This is a genomic window from Pseudoalteromonas piscicida (assembly GCF_000238315.3).
GTDB lineage: Bacteria > Pseudomonadota > Gammaproteobacteria > Enterobacterales > Alteromonadaceae > Pseudoalteromonas > Pseudoalteromonas piscicida.
In genome coordinates, this window is record NZ_CP011925.1 from 833,560 (window position 1) to 849,221 (window position 15,662).

Here is a 15,662-nt window from a genome sequence, read left to right on the forward strand (position 1 = left end):
GCGCTTTTTATATTCTATTATTTTGTACAGCGCCTTACGCGGCTTTATTGATACCCAGCCAAGAAAATGAGCGGTTTAAAAATGCTCCAGCGCCTGTTTCAATGCATTCACCATGGGCAATAACGATATATTGAGGTTGCCAAGCAGCCATCTTTGAAAAACAGGCTCGGGCCTGCTGCTTCCCAAACACAAACGAAGTTCGCCAGTCTATGGGCGTTTTACCGTTAGGGCTAATAATCCCAGTGATTTTCGCTAATACTTTTTTAAAACCGGAGAAGTGGTTAGGGTGAAAGTTCTCGATAAGATCTGTCAAAATTAATGTACTGCTCTCTTTGTGGAAGAATACGACTTCTTCCATCACCGCGCTGCCTTTAAAAATGAGTTGCTCAATATCTCCTTGCCACTCGGGTTCTGCCATGTCGCCCAGTTGGCGGTGAAAAGTAAGATCTGGCCGTTTTTTGTCGACACCTGGAGAAGCAAACATAATCGCATGTGGGAACTTTTCCTGCCAATCTCCCATAAATAGGTGATGAAGTTTATTTGGAGAAATTAGATAGTTGACTTGCCCAAGTTGAGTCAATTCACTGAGTAGTTCATCGGTTAATTTTCCTGGAGAGTGCACCCATAATGCGCCAGAGGAAAGCTTTACTATGGTGCTTCGGGTAGTGTATGGCATGCCAAAGAATGGGACAGCTGGGCCGTTATGGATCCAAATGTTTTTACCAATTGCAATTAATTCGCTCATCTGATTTCCTTACTCTTGTTAGCGTGAATGACTATATCAGGGAATTTTTTTGTTTAAAATATAGCCTTATGCAAGTTGGTATGAAATTTATTTAAATCCTTGTATTAGCATACCTTATCATTAATCTTGGGCGCGTTGTTCAGTCCCATATCTCGCCATAAAAAGCGCAACGCTTTGCTCTACAATAAAGTCCGTTTCCTCCGTATTTGTGAGATCAAATCCATAAAGCCGTGGGTAAAAGATAAAAGACTTGAGTTGATATAAGAACTGTTGTGCTGCGAATGCCTGATGTTCGATATACAGTGCATTGTTAGCGACAGCATCGGCTAAAAACGTTTCTAAATAACGCATACAACCTACTTTACTGTTATTGAAATGCGCAGCCAATGTAGAGTCTTGCAACAACTCGATAAATGCCACGCGAGCCACTTTGATAAATGATTCAGAAGTGAGCAGATTGACTTCTCGTAAAGCGATTTCTTGAAGTTGTTTTGCAATCGAGACATCGGGTCGATATTGATAAATATCACCTTGGTCAACCTGAAGCATCATGTGTTCAAGTACGTTATACAGTAGCAGCTCTTTAGTCTCGAAGTGATTATAGATCGTTCGTTTAGACACTTCAGCGTGCTTTGCGATGAGATCCATACTGGTATTTTGAGCACCGTGTTGAGCAAATAACTGTTGGGCAGCCTCTAGAATTTGCAGTCGCTTTCTTTCTGATTGTTTCATTTTATCTATTACAGGCAAGGGAATATCAACAAATGGATACTCCGCATTTTAGCAAAACTAAAATAAATTACACTGCTTAGTTTACTTTCTATTCTTGATGTGTAAACTACACTGTGTAGTTTACTTTTGGTGGTTATATGAAAAAGCGAACATGGTTTGGCTTGATTGTGGTCTTGCTGATAGGAGTAGGAGGAGTTATGGCTTCTAATTTAAATGCTGCGGTAAATCAAAGTGGGTATTCATCAACTCAATATGGTGATGGTAAATTTCATAATATTCATGAAACGAATAAAACGAGCCTAGGTAAGACGCTGGAAATTTTCTGGCGCTTTTTTACCGAGCAAAAAGTCAATGCGGTGCCGAAGGTTGATATGCCAGTAAAAGTGCTCACCGAGGCGAATTTAAAGGCACTTTCTGATACGCAAACTCACGTTATCAAACTGGGTCATTCATCAGTACTTATTAAAGCGCAAGGGCAATATCTTCTGATTGACCCCGTTTTTGCTGAACGAGCATCACCATTTTCATTTATTGGTCCAAAGCGTTTTCATCAACCACCTATTACTATTGAATCATTGCCTCAAATTGATAAGGTGTTGATTTCACATAACCATTACGACCACCTAGACAAGGAAAGCGTAAAGCGATTAGCAGACAGAGTGGGGGCATTTTATGTACCTTTGGGCGTAGAAGGTGATTTGCAAAAGTGGGGAGTTCCCGCCGAGAAAATAAAGCAGTTTGACTGGTGGCAGTTTGAAGAAACCGCTGAGTTAACACTCACCTTTACACCTACTCAGCATTTTTCTGGACGTGGACTTGGAGATGCAAATAAAACCCTTTGGGGAGCGTGGGCTATTCGCACAGCAGACAAAAATATCTTTTTTAGTGGAGACTCAGGTTATTTTGCTGGATTTAAGGAAATAGGTGAACGGCTTGGTCCGTTTGATCTAACGTTAATAGAAACTGGCGCCTATGATAAAGATTGGTCTGATATTCACATGACGCCAGAGCAAAGCGTACAAGCTCATATAGATCTGCGAGGAACGCATATGATCCCCATTCATAATGGTACTTTTGACTTGGCTTTTCACTCTTGGTTTGATCCGCTCGCAAGAGTGAAAGTCGCGGCAGAGCAAAATCAAGTGGCACTGGTAACACCTGTTGTAGGTGAAGTTTTGACGCTATCAGAAACGCTATCAAGTAGCAGCTGGTGGGAAGCGTTGATGCCCTAATATCCATAGCTTAGTGATTGAATGAGGGTTAACGCATGATGCGGAAACCCTTATTTGGCTTACATGTGTTAAGCAATTAACAGCCTTAATGAGAAGGCCATAAGCAAAACAGCAAGTGCTTTTTCAACCAAGTTCATCTTGTTCAAGAACCAAGCTCGGGAAGATGGGGCTGAGAATACTAAGCTGACACAGATAAACCATAAAGCGTTAACACTGCACATCCAAGTGCCGTAAAAAAGTTGAATATGCAACGGAGTTCCTTGGCTGACGACATTGGTTACTACGGCTAAGAAAAACAGGGTTGCTTTTGGGTTGGTTGCATTAGTTAAAAAACCAAGACTAAAGGCTTTTTTGAGCGACTGTGAGCTTACATCAGCCTGGGCATTTTCTGCATCCAGTTGAATTGTTCCCGCACTTTTGAGCAGTTGAATAGCAATGTAGATAAGGTACGCAGCGCCGATTAATTTAGCTACTTGTAAAACCCAAGGTGAGGCCTGCATCAGTGCGCCGACACCAAGTAAGGTATATAAGATATGAACACTAAGCCCAGCGCCAATTCCCAAGGCTGTCATTGTGCCATGTAGTCTGCCGTATTTTAAGCTCTGTCTGACTGTAATAACAAAGTCGGGGCCCGGCAAGATCACTGCAACAAAATGAATGATGGCTAATGACAAAAACTCTGGCCAATACTGCACCATAATAAGCTCCCAATATAATATTGAACAATTGAGAACATTGTATTTTCATTCTCCTAGGAAGATAATAATCTAAGAATAGAAATAACTTTTGCGTATCGCGCACAAATGGGAGGGTTATGACGACCAGTAAACATATTGAACTACTGCAAGAAATGTCGATTTTTGTTTCGGTAGTGAATACTGGAAGCTTCTCCAAAAGCGCTCGGCAATTAGGTGTCTCGCCGTCATCAGTGAGTCGTGCCATAAAACTACTTGAACAGCAATTGGGGGTGTGTTTACTTCAACGTACCACACGCAGCTTAAGATTGAGCGAAACAGGAAGGGCTGTATATGAGCGCTGTACTCAGTTGGAACAAGCCGCCAAAGACGTCATCTCGCTTTGTGAAAGCTATCATCAAACGGCACAAGGAACAGTAAAAATCGCAGCGCCAAAAGCGGTCGCACATTCACTAATTCACCCAAATGTGATGGCGTTTCTAGGCAAATTTCCAAATATTGACGTTCATTTGGTGCTAGATGACAACGCGTTGGATTTGATCCGTGATGAAATAGACATTCTATTTAAAATTACCAACGAACCTCCACAAGGCTTAATCGGTAGAAGCGTAATGACGATAGAACATATAGTGGCGGCATCACCAAAATATCTTGCGACCCACTCAATTCCTACTCACCCTAAAGAACTAGTACAACACAGCTGTATTGCCTTGGGGGAAACGGATGCTGATGCTAAGTGGCGATTCAGAAAAGGCACACAAAAACTCACAACCCCAGTTAGCGGGCGCTATAAAGCAAATCATACTCGAGTGAGGTTAGATGCTGCGCTGCAAGGGTTTGGGATCACAAGCTTACCTATGTTTGTATCTAAAGATGCGTTAGCGTCAGGAGACTTGATACAGGTATTACCTGAATGGCAATTTGAGACTCACTATTCAGGCGAGCTGTGGATGCTATACCCAGCAACTCGCCATATTCCTGCAAAAGTGAGTATTTTTGCTGACTTTATTGTACAGCGACTTACCAGGGGTTGTTGAGTTTTACTGTATATTAAAACCCGCTCGGAATAATTACAGTGAAAAGCGATAACTTAATGTTGCGCTCGCTTGATATTGACTCATTACCTCATTGTCGAAGTGCCAGCTACAGGTATTTTGGGTTTCTGGGTCGACATCGCAAGTGACTTTAGAGTTGTTGTTGAGGATAGTTGCAATCCATCGTGCTTCAGCACCAAGATGAAAACCTGCGCCAAGGTTATATTCAAAACCCGTGTATAACCCTGATGCAAAGAAAGTATCTGAGTCGATAAAATTAGGGTCAACAAAGGTCGCACCAAGCTGTAAGCCTAGATAAACATCTAAGTTGTCTGTGAGAGGGCGTACCACCGCACTTTGAAATAATAGATACTCCATTTCCACTTTATTTAGCGGATAAGCGGTAAGTTGGGTCTCAGTTTTTCCGTAGTAGAAGCCATAACGGCCTTCAGGTACATATTTATCGATACTTAATCCAAAGTGCGAATCGTCTTCTAATTCATACTTTTGATGGCGCGAAGTTTTGATATCACTGCTGTAAGTTTTGCCACCATATATTGAGACACCAAAGTCTCCATAGTCTGTGGCACTGACGTTGCTTGAAACAACTAACGCCAAAATAGTAGCTACTGAAGCAAATTTCATAACGTTCATATCCTTGAGTCGGAATAATTTTTTAGAATTGGGTTCTAGTATATCAATGATGAAAGAAAATAATAACGAGGTTGGTCTATTTACTTGCATTTCTTTGGTTAGATTTTTATTATTACTTCGCTTATTTGATTTGGAAAAGTGCCTTGCAAGTATTCTTACGTTTACTTATCACAATGTTCGTGGTGGCTACACTAAGTGGTCAAAACGCGGCTGCCTCTATGGCAGCATGTGAAATGCATGGCGCTACCAGTCATGAAACAAGTCATCAAATGCTTCAAAGTAACGTGCAATCGGCAGAGCCTCATCATCATGAAATGATGGTTGAGATGGATTGTTGTGACCCTCAAAACGCAGCACAATGCAGCGATTGTACTTGCCCCACACATATGTGCTCCACAAATCTTGCAGCGTTTTCGCCAAGAGAGTGGATAGCGCCTATTGTACTGAAAAACGATAAATTAAGTTTCACAAGTGGCCAGCTTAGCGACTATCCTCGCTCTCTTTATAAACCCCCAATACTTGCCTAACCTCAGGGCAGATCTGCCTTAATTTCAAAGTTTTGTACGATTAATCGTCTTTTTTGGCGTAATTTTCAACGAATTGATTGATACCTGTTGCACTAACGTAATTGGTATTGCATGCGAGGTTAGCATGAAAAAGTTTTATTTAGTGATGATGCTATGGCTAATGAGTGCCACGGCATACGGTAAATCCAATATAGAATTGGAAGTCTTTAAATCCCCAACCTGCGGCTGTTGTGAGCTGTGGTTAAATCATTTAACTGCGCAAGGTATCGCGCACAAAGCCACCGATTTAAATTATCTTGGCTCACTTAAGAGTAAGCTTGGTATTAAGCAAAATTTTCAATCTTGTCACTCCGGGGTTTCTAAAAATGGTTTTATTTTTGAAGGGCATGTTCCTGCCAAGTTTATTAAACAGTTTTTGCAAAACGAAACGTTAACTCAAGACACACAAAATATCGGCTTGAGTGTGCCGGCGATGCCACTTGGATCGCCTGGTATGGAAGTTGGCGAGCGTTTTATGCCTTATCAAGTATTGCTACTTAAAAAAGATGGGAGCTATGAGATTTTTGCTGAAATCGACAGCTATGAGGAGCAATTCTAATGACAATTAAAGCTTCCCTGTTTATCGCAACACTGATACTGCCACAGATAGCACAGGCCAATATTGCAACGTTAGAGCAAGCGATAGATGCCGCCATCAGTAACGATCCTTGGCTTAAATCTAGCCAATACAAGCGTTCTGCGATGCAATCTATGAGCCGCGAAGCATTGAGCTATCCCGATCCTCAGGTGTCCATCGGTATGATGAATCTGCCTGTTGATAGTTGGGAGTTTAACCAAGAAGGGATGACTCAGCTTAAAGTTGGCGTGATGCAGATGTTACCGCGAGGAGATAGCCTAGAAATTAAGAGCCAGCAATTGGCACTTGACGCTAAAAAGCAACCGATTTTACAAGCGGATAGAAAAGCGCAAGTGCGCCGCGACGTTTCTCAGGTGTGGCTTGATATTGTACAAGCCAAAAAAACTTTAGAATTGATTGAGCGTGATAGCGTGCTGTTTGACCAAATGGTCGAAATTGCCAATGCCAGCTACTCCAATGCGCTTGGTGCAACACGCCAGCAAGATGTGATCCGTGCTCAGCTTGAGGTGATGCAGTTAGACGACAAACGTTCTGCGGCTTATCAGCAGCTTAACACCGCTAAGGCAAAGCTTTCGCAATGGCTTTTAAATGATGCATTCACTAATTCAAATGCGCTGAGTGTCCTTGCACAAAACGAAGTGAAACTGCCGTTGATCCGCTCAATTGCGCCAAAGTTAATGCAGCAACGCCCAGTTGATAGCCAAGCTGTAGTAAAACATTTGACTCATCACCCGTTGGTTGTTGCAGCCGACGTTGATACATACCGCGCTAATCAAGGGGTAAAGTTAGCTGAGCAGGCATATAAACCACAGTTTTCCGTCAATGCGAGTTATGCATATCGAGATGATGCACCAAATCAAATGTCTCGCACTGACTTTTTTAGCGTTGGTGTGTCATTCGACGTTCCGTTATTTACAGATGGAAAACAAGACCAGCAAAAAGCGGCAGCAACTGCACAAGTTGAGGCGAGTAAAACCGACCGATTGCTGGTGCTAAAGCAGCTGTTTTCAAGCTTAAATGGAGAAATTCAAACTATCCAACGATTGCAAGAAAGGCAATCGCTATACGCAAAATCAATTGTGGCACAAAGCGCTGAACAAGCCGAAGCTGCATTGACTGCTTATACCAACGATGATGGCGACTTTTCCGAGGTAGTGAGGGCGCGTATCGCGAAACTGAATGCGCAGTTATCAGCACTTTCCATTGATATTGCATTGTTAAAAGCGGTGGTACGCAGTAACTACTATTTGGCTCAAATTGAAGAGGATGCAAGCCATGAATAACAACTTAAAAATGACGCTGGTTGCCGTCACGACATTAACGGCAGGCGTGCTAGTTGGGATAAATCTCTCTTCAAGTAACGAGTCTGCGGTGCCGAAAAACGTTGAGAAAGCGCCACTTTATTGGGTCGCACCTATGGATCCGAACTATCGTCGTGATAAGTCAGGTAAGTCTCCGATGGGAATGGATCTCGTACCTGTGTACGAAGAAGAGTCTGCGAATGCAAAATTTGGTGAGGGGGTTGTGGAGATAGCGCCTCACGTTGAAAACAACTTGGGCGTTCGTACTTCGGTGGCCATGCGTCAAGCGATGTCTCACCAAATCCGCACGGTTGGCTATGTTCAGTACAACGAAGATAGCTTAGTTCACATTCATCCTCGAGTTGAGGGCTGGGTTGAAAAGCTCTACGTGAAAGCAGCAGGAGATCCGGTGAAGCAAGGTGAGCCTCTGTACACCTTATACTCGCCGCAATTGGTCAATGCGCAAGAAGAATACCTTATCGCTAGAAAGCGGAATAATCAGGCGCTGATAAACGCAGCGCACGAAAGGCTCAAAGCATTGCACCTGAGTGATGACTTTATCAATACGCTTAAAAAAACGGCTGAAGTGCATCAAAGCATTACCTTTTATGCGCGTCAATCTGGGGTGTTGGATGGACTCCAGATCCGAGAAGGGTTTTACGTAAAACCAGGCACAACGCTCATGAGTATCGCCAAACTTGACGAAATTTGGGTCGAAGCTGACGTATTTGAACGTGATGCTATGTTGGTCGCTCAGGGACAAGCGGTTTCCATGAGGTTAGACTTTTTACCCGGCAGAACGTGGCGAGGGCAAGTCGATTACGTCTACCCCTCACTCAATGAAAAAACACGGACACTTAGAGTCAGGCTCAGGTTTGACAACAGTGATGCGCTGTTAAAGCCGAATATGTTTGCGCAAGTGAACATTCATGCCGATTCTCGTGACGATGTATTGCAAGTGCCGAGTGAAGCTGTGATCCGCACTGCCAAACAAAATCGTGTTGTCGTTGAAGTCGCACCCGGTAGCTTTAAATCGGTTGCCGTTGAACTGGGTCAAATTGGTGATGAAAATATTGAAATCCTCAATGGTCTTAACGAAGGAGACAAGATTGTTACGTCAGCCCAGTTCCTGATTGATTCTCAATCGAGCATTACTTCTGACTTTATGCGTATGGCGCCAGTTGCTGAGGCTAAATCAGTTTGGATTGAAGGAAAAATTCAAAGCGTGAACTACCAAAGTCGAGTGGTGAATATCGATCATCAACCCGTACCCAAGTGGGAATGGCCTGAAATGGTGATGGATTTTTCAGTGGCTGATAGTGTCGATGTTGACGAATTAAACCCTGGACAGACTTTGCATTTTGAAGCCACTAAACAAGATGATGGCAGCGTATTACTGACAGGCATTCACATTATGTCCGAAGGAAGTACGACCGATAATACACTGCCTACAGCAACAGTGGGCGGTGTGATAAACACCATCACCCCTGACACCCGAGTGCTTAATATTTCTCGCGACGCCATTGAAAAATGGGACCGTCCCGCAACAACGATGGACTTTGTTGCAGCTGAGCACATTGATTTAAGCCAGCTTATGACAGGAATGAAGGTGACTTTCACCTTTGAAGTGGGTGACGAATTTGTGGTGACTGATATCAAACCTGCAGGTGAGATGTCGATGAATATGCACTCAGGCCACTAAGGAGCGTTCACAATGATCCAAGCAATAATTCGCTGGTCAGTATACAACCGTTTTTTTGTGGTACTGCTGACACTAATGCTAGTGGGGGCTGGGCTATTTACCCTTAAAAACACGCCTGTCGACGCTATTCCGGATTTGTCTGATGTACAAGTCATTGTTAAAACACCTTATCCAGGACAGGCACCACAAGTGGTGCAAGATCAGGTGACATTTCCGCTGACCACGGCAATGCTCTCTGTGCCGGGCGCAAAAACCGTACGTGGTTATTCCTTCTTTGGGGATTCCTATGTGTACGTTATTTTTGACGATAAAACGGATCTTTACTGGGCGCGCAGTCGTGTACTCGAGTATCTAAGTCAAGTCGCACCACAATTACCTGATGCGGCAAAACCGCAATTGGGTCCTGATGCCACCGGGGTGGGTTGGGTGTATCTTTATGCATTAGTCGATAAAACCGGTAAACACGATATTAGCCAACTACGCAGCCTACAAGATTGGTTTTTAAAGTTTGAGTTGCAATCGGTTGCTGGCGTGTCAGAAGTCGCGCCGATTGGCGGTATGGTGAAACAGTATCAAGTACAGGTTGATCCCAACAAATTGCGCGCTTACGGTATTCCGCTTACGCATGTACAGCAGGCGCTGCAACGCGGTAACCAAGAATCGGGCGCTTCCGTGATTGAGATGGCTGAAGCCGAATATATGGTGACAAGTACGGGATATATTCAAAGCGTTAAAGATATTGAGGCCATACCACTTGGGCAAGCTGTCAAAGGCACGCCATTAACGATAGCAGATGTTGCGTCTGTCAATATTGGACCGCAAATGCGGCGAGGCATTGCCGAGCTTAACGGCGAAGGAGAAGTTGTGGGCGGCGTTGTGGTCATGCGCTTTGGAGAAAACGCGCAAAAAACCATAGATGGGGTGAAGCGAAAGCTGGCCGAGCTACAACAAGGCTTACCGGAAGGCGTGGAAGTGGTAACGGTTTACGATCGCTCCGAGCTTATCACCAAAGCCATTGATAATCTTTGGTCTAAGTTACTTGAAGAGCTAGTGGTGGTGGCCTTAGTGTGTGTGGTGTTCTTATTTCATATTCGCTCTTCCGTGGTTGCCGTGATCACTTTGCCACTTGGCATTCTGGTGGCTTTTATCGTGATGTATTTTCAAGGGGTGAACGCAAATATCATGTCCCTTGGTGGTATAGCCATTGCTATCGGGGCGATGACCGACGGTGCAATCGTGATGATTGAAAACATGCACAAACACATGGAAAAAACGCCACTCAATGATGAAAACCGCTGGGAAATCGTCGCGAAGTCGGCTTCTGAAGTAGGCCCTGCGCTGTTCTTTAGTTTGTTAATTATTACCGTAAGCTTCTTACCTGTGTTTATTCTTGAGGCGCAAGAAGGGCGTATGTTTGCTCCTCTGGCATACACTAAAACGTATGCGATGGCCGCATCTGCGGGGCTTGCCATTACGCTTATTCCTGTGCTGATGGGATACTTTATTCGCGGTAAAGTTGTGCCCGAACATAAAAACCCAATTAATCGTTTGTTGGTTGGCGCGTATACGCCGCTATTAAAGCAAGTATTACGCTTTCCCAAGTTGACGTTACTGGCCGCTGCAGCTATTACTGTCGTTGGCTTTTATCCAATGGATAAAATCGGCAGCGAGTTTATCCCGCCTTTGGATGAAGGGGATTTAATGTATATGCCGACTACATATCCAAGTATTTCGATTGGTAAAGCCAGAGAAATCTTACAGCAAACCGACAAGTTGATAGCGACGGTGCCTGAGGTAAAAAATGTCTTTGGTAAAATCGGTCGCGCGGAAACCGCAACCGATCCTGCCCCGTTGACGATGATTGAGACCTTTATTCAATTAAAACCTAAAGATCAGTGGCGTGAGGGAATGACCACTGAAAAGCTCAAAGCAGAACTCGATAAGCTAGTGCAGTTTCCGGGCCTAACCAATGCTTGGGTGATGCCCATCAAAACGCGTATTGATATGCTCGCGACGGGGATTAAAACGCCTGTCGGGATTAAAGTCGCAGGTCCAGATTTAGATACTATCCAAAAGATTGGTCAAGATCTTGAACGTATTCTGAGCAAGGTAGAGGGTACAGCGTCGGTCTATTCAGAGCGAGTAGCTGGGGGGCGCTATATTAAGGTCGATATTCAACGTGATAAAGCCGCGCGATTTGGGCTCAATATTGCTGATGTACAGCAAGTGGTCGCAACTGCAATTGGTGGAATGGATGTCACGCAAACCATTGAAGGACAAGAGCGCTATCCGGTTAGCTTGCGTTACCCGCAAGACTTACGCGATTCTCCCGAAGCGCTGCGGAAGCTTCCTATAGTCACCGCCGAGGGATTAAATATTGCCCTAGGTGATGTGGCAACTATCTATATTGAAAACGGGCCACCGGGCATTAAAAGCGAGAACGCTCGCATTAATGGTTGGACGTTTATCGATTTAGACGGTGTTGATGTTGGCAGCTATGTGGCAGCAGCTAAACAAGTGCTGAGTGAGCAGCTGGAGTTACCTGCTGGTTATTCCATCAGTTGGGCTGGTCAATACGAGTATATGGAGCGTGCTAAAGCTAAATTGACTTATGTGGTGCCGCTCACGCTTGGGATCATTATCGTTTTACTCTATTTGAACTTTAGAAGTTTTAGCGAAGTGGCAATCATCATGGCGACGTTACCTATGGCGATGATTGGTGGACTGTGGTTATTATATCTTGAGGGTTTTAACTTTTCGGTCGCGGTAGGCGTTGGTTTTATAGCGCTTGCAGGTGTTGCGGTTGAAATAGGCGTGATCATGCTCGTGTATCTCAACCAAGCCATTAGTGAGCTTAAAGATAAACCGCACGCATTGACAGTTGAGGCCATTAACAATGCCATTTTAGAAGGCGCGGGCAAGCGTATTCGTCCAGTCATGATGACGGTGGCAACGATTATTATCGGGTTATTGCCAATCCTTTATGGTTCGGGCACTGGTTCTGAGGTAATGAGCCGCATAGCCGCGCCTATGGTGGGCGGCATGGCAAGCGCACTATTACTTACCTTAGTGGTGTTACCCGTAGTATATATGTTGATGATCCGTTGGCGTGAGAAGGTTAATTAATCAATAGCGGAAAAAGTTTGCCTCAAGCGCAGTAATATTAAGCGCTTGAACGGCAAACTTTGGTTTGGTAGAACCCGATTACATCCAAAAATTGGTTAAAAGATTCTTAGGAGCCTAACTAATCCGAGAGCAGGTTAACAACGCTCCCTTGGCGCACTTATTGCTGTACTAGAATAGCCAATGCACCAAGGAGCGAGTATGTACATTCAAAATTCACCCTATTCACAAATGTATAGTTCGAATGATTTTTATAGTCGTAAGAACAATAATGTTGTGAGTGATCAAGATATTTCTAATTCGGCTGCAAAAAACTCGGAAACACCTTCGTTTATGGAAGCCGCAAAGGCTGTACAAGAAAAAGCGCCGAACAACACCCAATCGACTTACCTTACCAAGCATTTTGAGCAAGCTGAAAAGCTAGCCAATGAATCTTTGGTGAGTTCAAGTCACAAAATAGGCAGCCGTGAATATAACATCGAGATGTATCGTGAAATGATGACGAACATTGTAGAGATGCCGATTGAAGTAGAAATTGCACCAGAAGAGATGAATCAAGCGCTGTTATTTAATCATCTGGGATTAGACTTTAAAGAGTATAAAACCGTTTCAGTGCGTTCAGAGTTGTTAACTATGCTTGAGCAAAAAGTTGAGCAGGACAGTACGCTAATTAGATCAGATAAAGCAAAACTAACCGCAATTATTACCGATACGCAAGATAGGCTAGAAGCTGCGCAAGCCGCGTTACTTGAAGGTGAAGACATTACCCAGCGACTGCAAGATAGCAAAAAGGCTATCTATCATTCTTACGAACAGCTTAAACTTGGTAAGGTGAGTCAGCGAGACCTGATTTCGACTTTGTAGTTATTCTTGACCAAGGAGGCTTTAACAAAGTGAAGAAAATGCATTTTGTAGTCTGAAATGATTGAGGCTTATGTTTTATTCTAAAAAGTACAATTTTTTGTTCTGCCACATTAGCCGCACTGGCGGTACGTCATTATGTAGTGTCCTCAGGCAAACGGCGCCAGACCTAAGGATGATATGCAGCCAGCATGCATCGCTTCTAGAGGCTAGAGCGGCATTGCCGGAAGCGTTTGAGAGTACGTTTAAATTTGCTTTTGTACGTAACCCATGGGAAAGACTCGTTTCTTGGTATTCACTATTAGAGAAAGGTAAAAGTCTACACTCAGAAGCGGTATCTGAGAAGCATCATTCTGCTGAGAAAGAGAGGTTTGAACTATTTGTACAAGAAATGGTTGCAGAGCAGCACGGCGGAATAGCATGGAGTCAATGGTCCCAGTTATCCGACCATTTGGGAAATTCACTCGTCAATGAAATTTGCCGCTTTGAAAACTATCAAAAAGACAGTGAGCGAATTTTAAGGAAGTTGGGGAGCAAAGATTATTATTTGCCTTATTATAATCAAGCATCAAGTAGGCACTACCGTGATTACTACTCAGATTTAGCGTTAAAATTGGCCGAGGAGCTTTTCCTAGATGATATTTATCAATTTGGGTATAAATTTTGATAGTAGTCAGCCTTGTGAAAAACGATAACTATCAAAACAAGAAGGAAGTTGGAATAAATATTTGTATAAATCACAACTTGTAACAATAATGTGTTAATTGTTACTTAAAAGAGCTTTTGAGTGTTTATATGGATATCACTGAGTTAGATAAAAAGGCATTTGTTGACGTATTTAACCTGCCAGAAAAAATCACCATAAAGACTGCCAGTACCGCAGATATAGAGGAAATGGCGTTTGTGACCAAAGTGAGTTGGCAAGCGGCTTTCAGTGGCTTTTTACCAGAGCAAGTGCTAGCAGGGGGAACCGTCGAATTTTTCGCAACCATTTGGTCTGATATCATTAAGAATTCTGCAACCCAAACGGCTTTGCTTGTGACTGATGGCAGGAAAATACTAGGCTGCGGTGCGGCGGGTAATTACCGTCGAATGTATAATCCGGTTAGCCAAAAAGTATCGAGAATAAATGCGGGTGAACTATATCGCGGTTATATTTTGCCAAGCCATCAGAACCGTGGATTAGGTCAAGCGCTGTTGAAGGCGCGTCTATTAAAGCTTTATGAGCAAGGTTGCCAAAGCGCGTATACCTGGATTTATGAGCAGAACAAACAAGCGAGACGCTTTTACGAAAAGCATGGAGCGGTAAACCTCGACCAAGCCCAAGGGATAACAATGAAACGATTTAGGTTTGAAGAAGTGTGCTATGGCATTGAAGTAAATCGTGTTTTTGATTTTAGCTAAGGTGGAGTGAGAGAAAATTTCAAACACCGTATGGTCAGAGGTAATTGTCATCGATAAGCGGTGACAATTACTTCATGCAGACTAACGTAGGTCGGCGGGGGTAGGGTAGTCTGGATGCTCAACAATTTTCGGTGCCCAAGCTGCTGGGATCACGGCCTCTCGTTTCTGTTTGATACGCTCTACTAGCGTATTTAAATCATAATTGGGTTCACCATAAACAGCTAGCCACTTCTCAGGTACGTCTTCTGGGTCTGCAGCCTGAATAACGTGTGCCATCCATTGCTTTCTAAGCTCAGCCCATTCACTACTTTGATTCTCATTGACACCCGCAAGCGGTCGAAGCTCTACATATATTGTCCTTCTCGGACCTTCACTGCGTTTGGGCTCAGAGCCATGTAAAACCATCATGTCTTGAACTAAAATATCTCCGGCTTTAGCTGGTTGTTGTACAACCCCAGGAATGTTCCAGCCATATTTGCTCGAGAGAGAATAAATATCCAAAATTTGGTGTTGGGAATTTGGCAAATAGCGTAAGCACCCGTCATCTATATCCGCATCATCAAGATAGATACCGACATTTAAATATGCAAAATGACGAGAATGAGGAGCATCTTGATGCCAAGCTATGTGAGGGTGGGGATGTGGATATTTGCAGACTAGGTCGCATTGCAATGGGACACAGCCTGCACCACAAAAGTGTTCACTGATCGCTAACATTGCTGGTGTTGCGAGTAGTTCGATAATTAACTCGGGCGCTTCAAAAAGCAAATCATTATAACGAAAGAGTTTTGGCTCACCTGATTCATTTGATAAATGGTATTGAGTCGCGACTTTTCCGTCTTGCTGTGCTTGTTTTGCTTTACTCTCAAGCGCATTAGATAGTCGCTTCAGTTTTTCCAGCAGCGTGTCGGGTAAAGTTTGTTCAAATAACACGAAGCCTTTGTTTTTGTAAGAATCGAGTTTGCTTTTGCTCACAATCGTCATGCATGTACTTCCTAGTTATTTTGTTGCTTAT

The 15,662-nt window shown here is 43.6% G+C and carries 15 protein-coding genes; 10 read left to right on the forward strand and 5 right to left on the reverse strand.

Annotated features, from left to right (window positions below; translation table 11 throughout):
• Window positions 1–34 precede the first annotated feature (34 nt).
• Together PPIS_RS23090 and PPIS_RS23095 are read right to left on the reverse strand one after the other, a co-directional pair.
• Window positions 35–745: a DUF4336 domain-containing protein gene (locus PPIS_RS23090; RefSeq protein ID WP_010377741.1), complete on the reverse strand. Its 711-nt coding sequence runs from the start codon at window positions 743–745 to the stop codon at window positions 35–37.
• A 120-nt stretch (window positions 746–865) separates the two neighbouring features.
• The gene (locus tag PPIS_RS23095; RefSeq protein ID WP_010377743.1) at window positions 866–1,477 is read right to left on the reverse strand and encodes a TetR/AcrR family transcriptional regulator; all 612 of its coding nucleotides are present in this window, start codon (window positions 1,475–1,477) and stop codon (window positions 866–868) included.
• 197 nt (window positions 1,478–1,674) lie between these two features.
• On the opposite strand from PPIS_RS23095, the gene PPIS_RS23100 reads away from it, so the two are divergent.
• Window positions 1,675–2,709: an MBL fold metallo-hydrolase gene (locus PPIS_RS23100; RefSeq protein WP_010377744.1), complete on the forward strand. Its 1,035-nt coding sequence runs from the start codon at window positions 1,675–1,677 to the stop codon at window positions 2,707–2,709.
• A gap of 68 nt (window positions 2,710–2,777) precedes the next feature.
• Here the strand turns inward: PPIS_RS23100 and PPIS_RS23105 are convergent, their stop codons facing one another.
• A complete protein-coding gene (locus tag PPIS_RS23105) occupies window positions 2,778–3,407 on the reverse strand; it encodes a LysE family translocator (RefSeq protein ID WP_010377746.1) in 630 nt (209 codons plus the stop codon).
• A 116-nt stretch (window positions 3,408–3,523) separates the two neighbouring features.
• On the opposite strand from PPIS_RS23105, the gene PPIS_RS23110 reads away from it, so the two are divergent.
• A complete protein-coding gene (locus tag PPIS_RS23110; RefSeq protein ID WP_010377748.1) occupies window positions 3,524–4,441 on the forward strand; it encodes a LysR family transcriptional regulator in 918 nt (305 codons plus the stop codon).
• A gap of 33 nt (window positions 4,442–4,474) precedes the next feature.
• Here the strand turns inward: PPIS_RS23110 and PPIS_RS23115 are convergent, their stop codons facing one another.
• Window positions 4,475–5,083 (reverse strand): hypothetical protein, encoded by a 609-nt coding sequence (locus PPIS_RS23115; RefSeq protein ID WP_010377750.1) that lies wholly within the window; start codon window positions 5,081–5,083, stop codon window positions 4,475–4,477.
• 152 nt (window positions 5,084–5,235) lie between these two features.
• On the opposite strand from PPIS_RS23115, the gene PPIS_RS23120 reads away from it, so the two are divergent.
• From PPIS_RS23120 to PPIS_RS23155, 8 genes are all read left to right on the forward strand, one after another.
• The gene (locus PPIS_RS23120) at window positions 5,236–5,619 is read left to right on the forward strand and encodes a hypothetical protein (protein ID WP_248694133.1); all 384 of its coding nucleotides are present in this window, start codon (window positions 5,236–5,238) and stop codon (window positions 5,617–5,619) included.
• 124 nt (window positions 5,620–5,743) lie between these two features.
• On the forward strand, window positions 5,744–6,217 hold the full coding sequence (locus tag PPIS_RS23125; RefSeq protein ID WP_010377754.1) for a DUF411 domain-containing protein: 474 nt from the start codon (window positions 5,744–5,746) through the stop codon (window positions 6,215–6,217).
• Complete coding sequence (locus PPIS_RS23130) at window positions 6,217–7,539, forward strand: TolC family protein (protein ID WP_010377756.1); 1,323 nt, start codon at window positions 6,217–6,219, stop codon at window positions 7,537–7,539. Before PPIS_RS23125 ends, PPIS_RS23130 begins: the two co-directional genes overlap by 1 nt.
• Window positions 7,532–9,259: an efflux RND transporter periplasmic adaptor subunit gene (locus PPIS_RS23135; RefSeq protein WP_010377757.1), complete on the forward strand. Its 1,728-nt coding sequence runs from the start codon at window positions 7,532–7,534 to the stop codon at window positions 9,257–9,259. The genes PPIS_RS23130 and PPIS_RS23135 overlap by 8 nt, the downstream gene beginning before the upstream one ends.
• A 12-nt stretch (window positions 9,260–9,271) precedes the next feature.
• Complete coding sequence (locus PPIS_RS23140) at window positions 9,272–12,385, forward strand: efflux RND transporter permease subunit (protein ID WP_010377759.1); 3,114 nt, start codon at window positions 9,272–9,274, stop codon at window positions 12,383–12,385.
• 198 nt (window positions 12,386–12,583) lie between these two features.
• Entirely contained in the window at window positions 12,584–13,246 is a 663-nt protein-coding gene (locus PPIS_RS23145; protein WP_010377762.1) for a hypothetical protein, read from the forward strand.
• A gap of 70 nt (window positions 13,247–13,316) precedes the next feature.
• Window positions 13,317–13,910 (forward strand): sulfotransferase family 2 domain-containing protein, encoded by a 594-nt coding sequence (locus PPIS_RS23150; RefSeq protein WP_081629142.1) that lies wholly within the window; start codon window positions 13,317–13,319, stop codon window positions 13,908–13,910.
• A 128-nt stretch (window positions 13,911–14,038) separates the two neighbouring features.
• Entirely contained in the window at window positions 14,039–14,647 is a 609-nt protein-coding gene (locus PPIS_RS23155; RefSeq protein WP_010377767.1) for a GNAT family N-acetyltransferase, read from the forward strand.
• An 81-nt stretch (window positions 14,648–14,728) separates the two neighbouring features.
• Here the strand turns inward: PPIS_RS23155 and PPIS_RS23160 are convergent, their stop codons facing one another.
• Window positions 14,729–15,631, reverse strand: a complete 903-nt coding sequence (locus PPIS_RS23160) for a phytanoyl-CoA dioxygenase family protein (RefSeq protein WP_010377769.1) — start codon at window positions 15,629–15,631, stop codon at window positions 14,729–14,731.
• Window positions 15,632–15,662: the final 31 nt, after the last annotated feature.

Coding starts and splice junctions, on each gene's coding strand:
- PPIS_RS23150 (WP_081629142.1), top strand. CDS start 13,317: ATGTTTTATTCTAAAAAGTACAATTTTTTGTTCTGCCACATTAGCCGC.
- PPIS_RS23115 (WP_010377750.1), bottom strand. CDS start 5,083: ATGAAATTTGCTTCAGTAGCTACTATTTTGGCGTTAGTTGTTTCAAGC.
- PPIS_RS23160 (WP_010377769.1), bottom strand. CDS start 15,631: ATGACGATTGTGAGCAAAAGCAAACTCGATTCTTACAAAAACAAAGGC.
- PPIS_RS23100 (WP_010377744.1), top strand. CDS start 1,675: ATGGCTTCTAATTTAAATGCTGCGGTAAATCAAAGTGGGTATTCATCA.
- PPIS_RS23130 (WP_010377756.1), top strand. CDS start 6,217: ATGACAATTAAAGCTTCCCTGTTTATCGCAACACTGATACTGCCACAG.
- PPIS_RS23135 (WP_010377757.1), top strand. CDS start 7,532: ATGAATAACAACTTAAAAATGACGCTGGTTGCCGTCACGACATTAACG.
- PPIS_RS23125 (WP_010377754.1), top strand. CDS start 5,744: ATGAAAAAGTTTTATTTAGTGATGATGCTATGGCTAATGAGTGCCACG.
- PPIS_RS23110 (WP_010377748.1), top strand. CDS start 3,524: ATGACGACCAGTAAACATATTGAACTACTGCAAGAAATGTCGATTTTT.
- PPIS_RS23095 (WP_010377743.1), bottom strand. CDS start 1,477: ATGAAACAATCAGAAAGAAAGCGACTGCAAATTCTAGAGGCTGCCCAA.
- PPIS_RS23090 (WP_010377741.1), bottom strand. CDS start 745: ATGAGCGAATTAATTGCAATTGGTAAAAACATTTGGATCCATAACGGC.
- PPIS_RS23155 (WP_010377767.1), top strand. CDS start 14,039: ATGGATATCACTGAGTTAGATAAAAAGGCATTTGTTGACGTATTTAAC.
- PPIS_RS23140 (WP_010377759.1), top strand. CDS start 9,272: ATGATCCAAGCAATAATTCGCTGGTCAGTATACAACCGTTTTTTTGTG.
- PPIS_RS23105 (WP_010377746.1), bottom strand. CDS start 3,407: ATGGTGCAGTATTGGCCAGAGTTTTTGTCATTAGCCATCATTCATTTT.
- PPIS_RS23145 (WP_010377762.1), top strand. CDS start 12,584: ATGTACATTCAAAATTCACCCTATTCACAAATGTATAGTTCGAATGAT.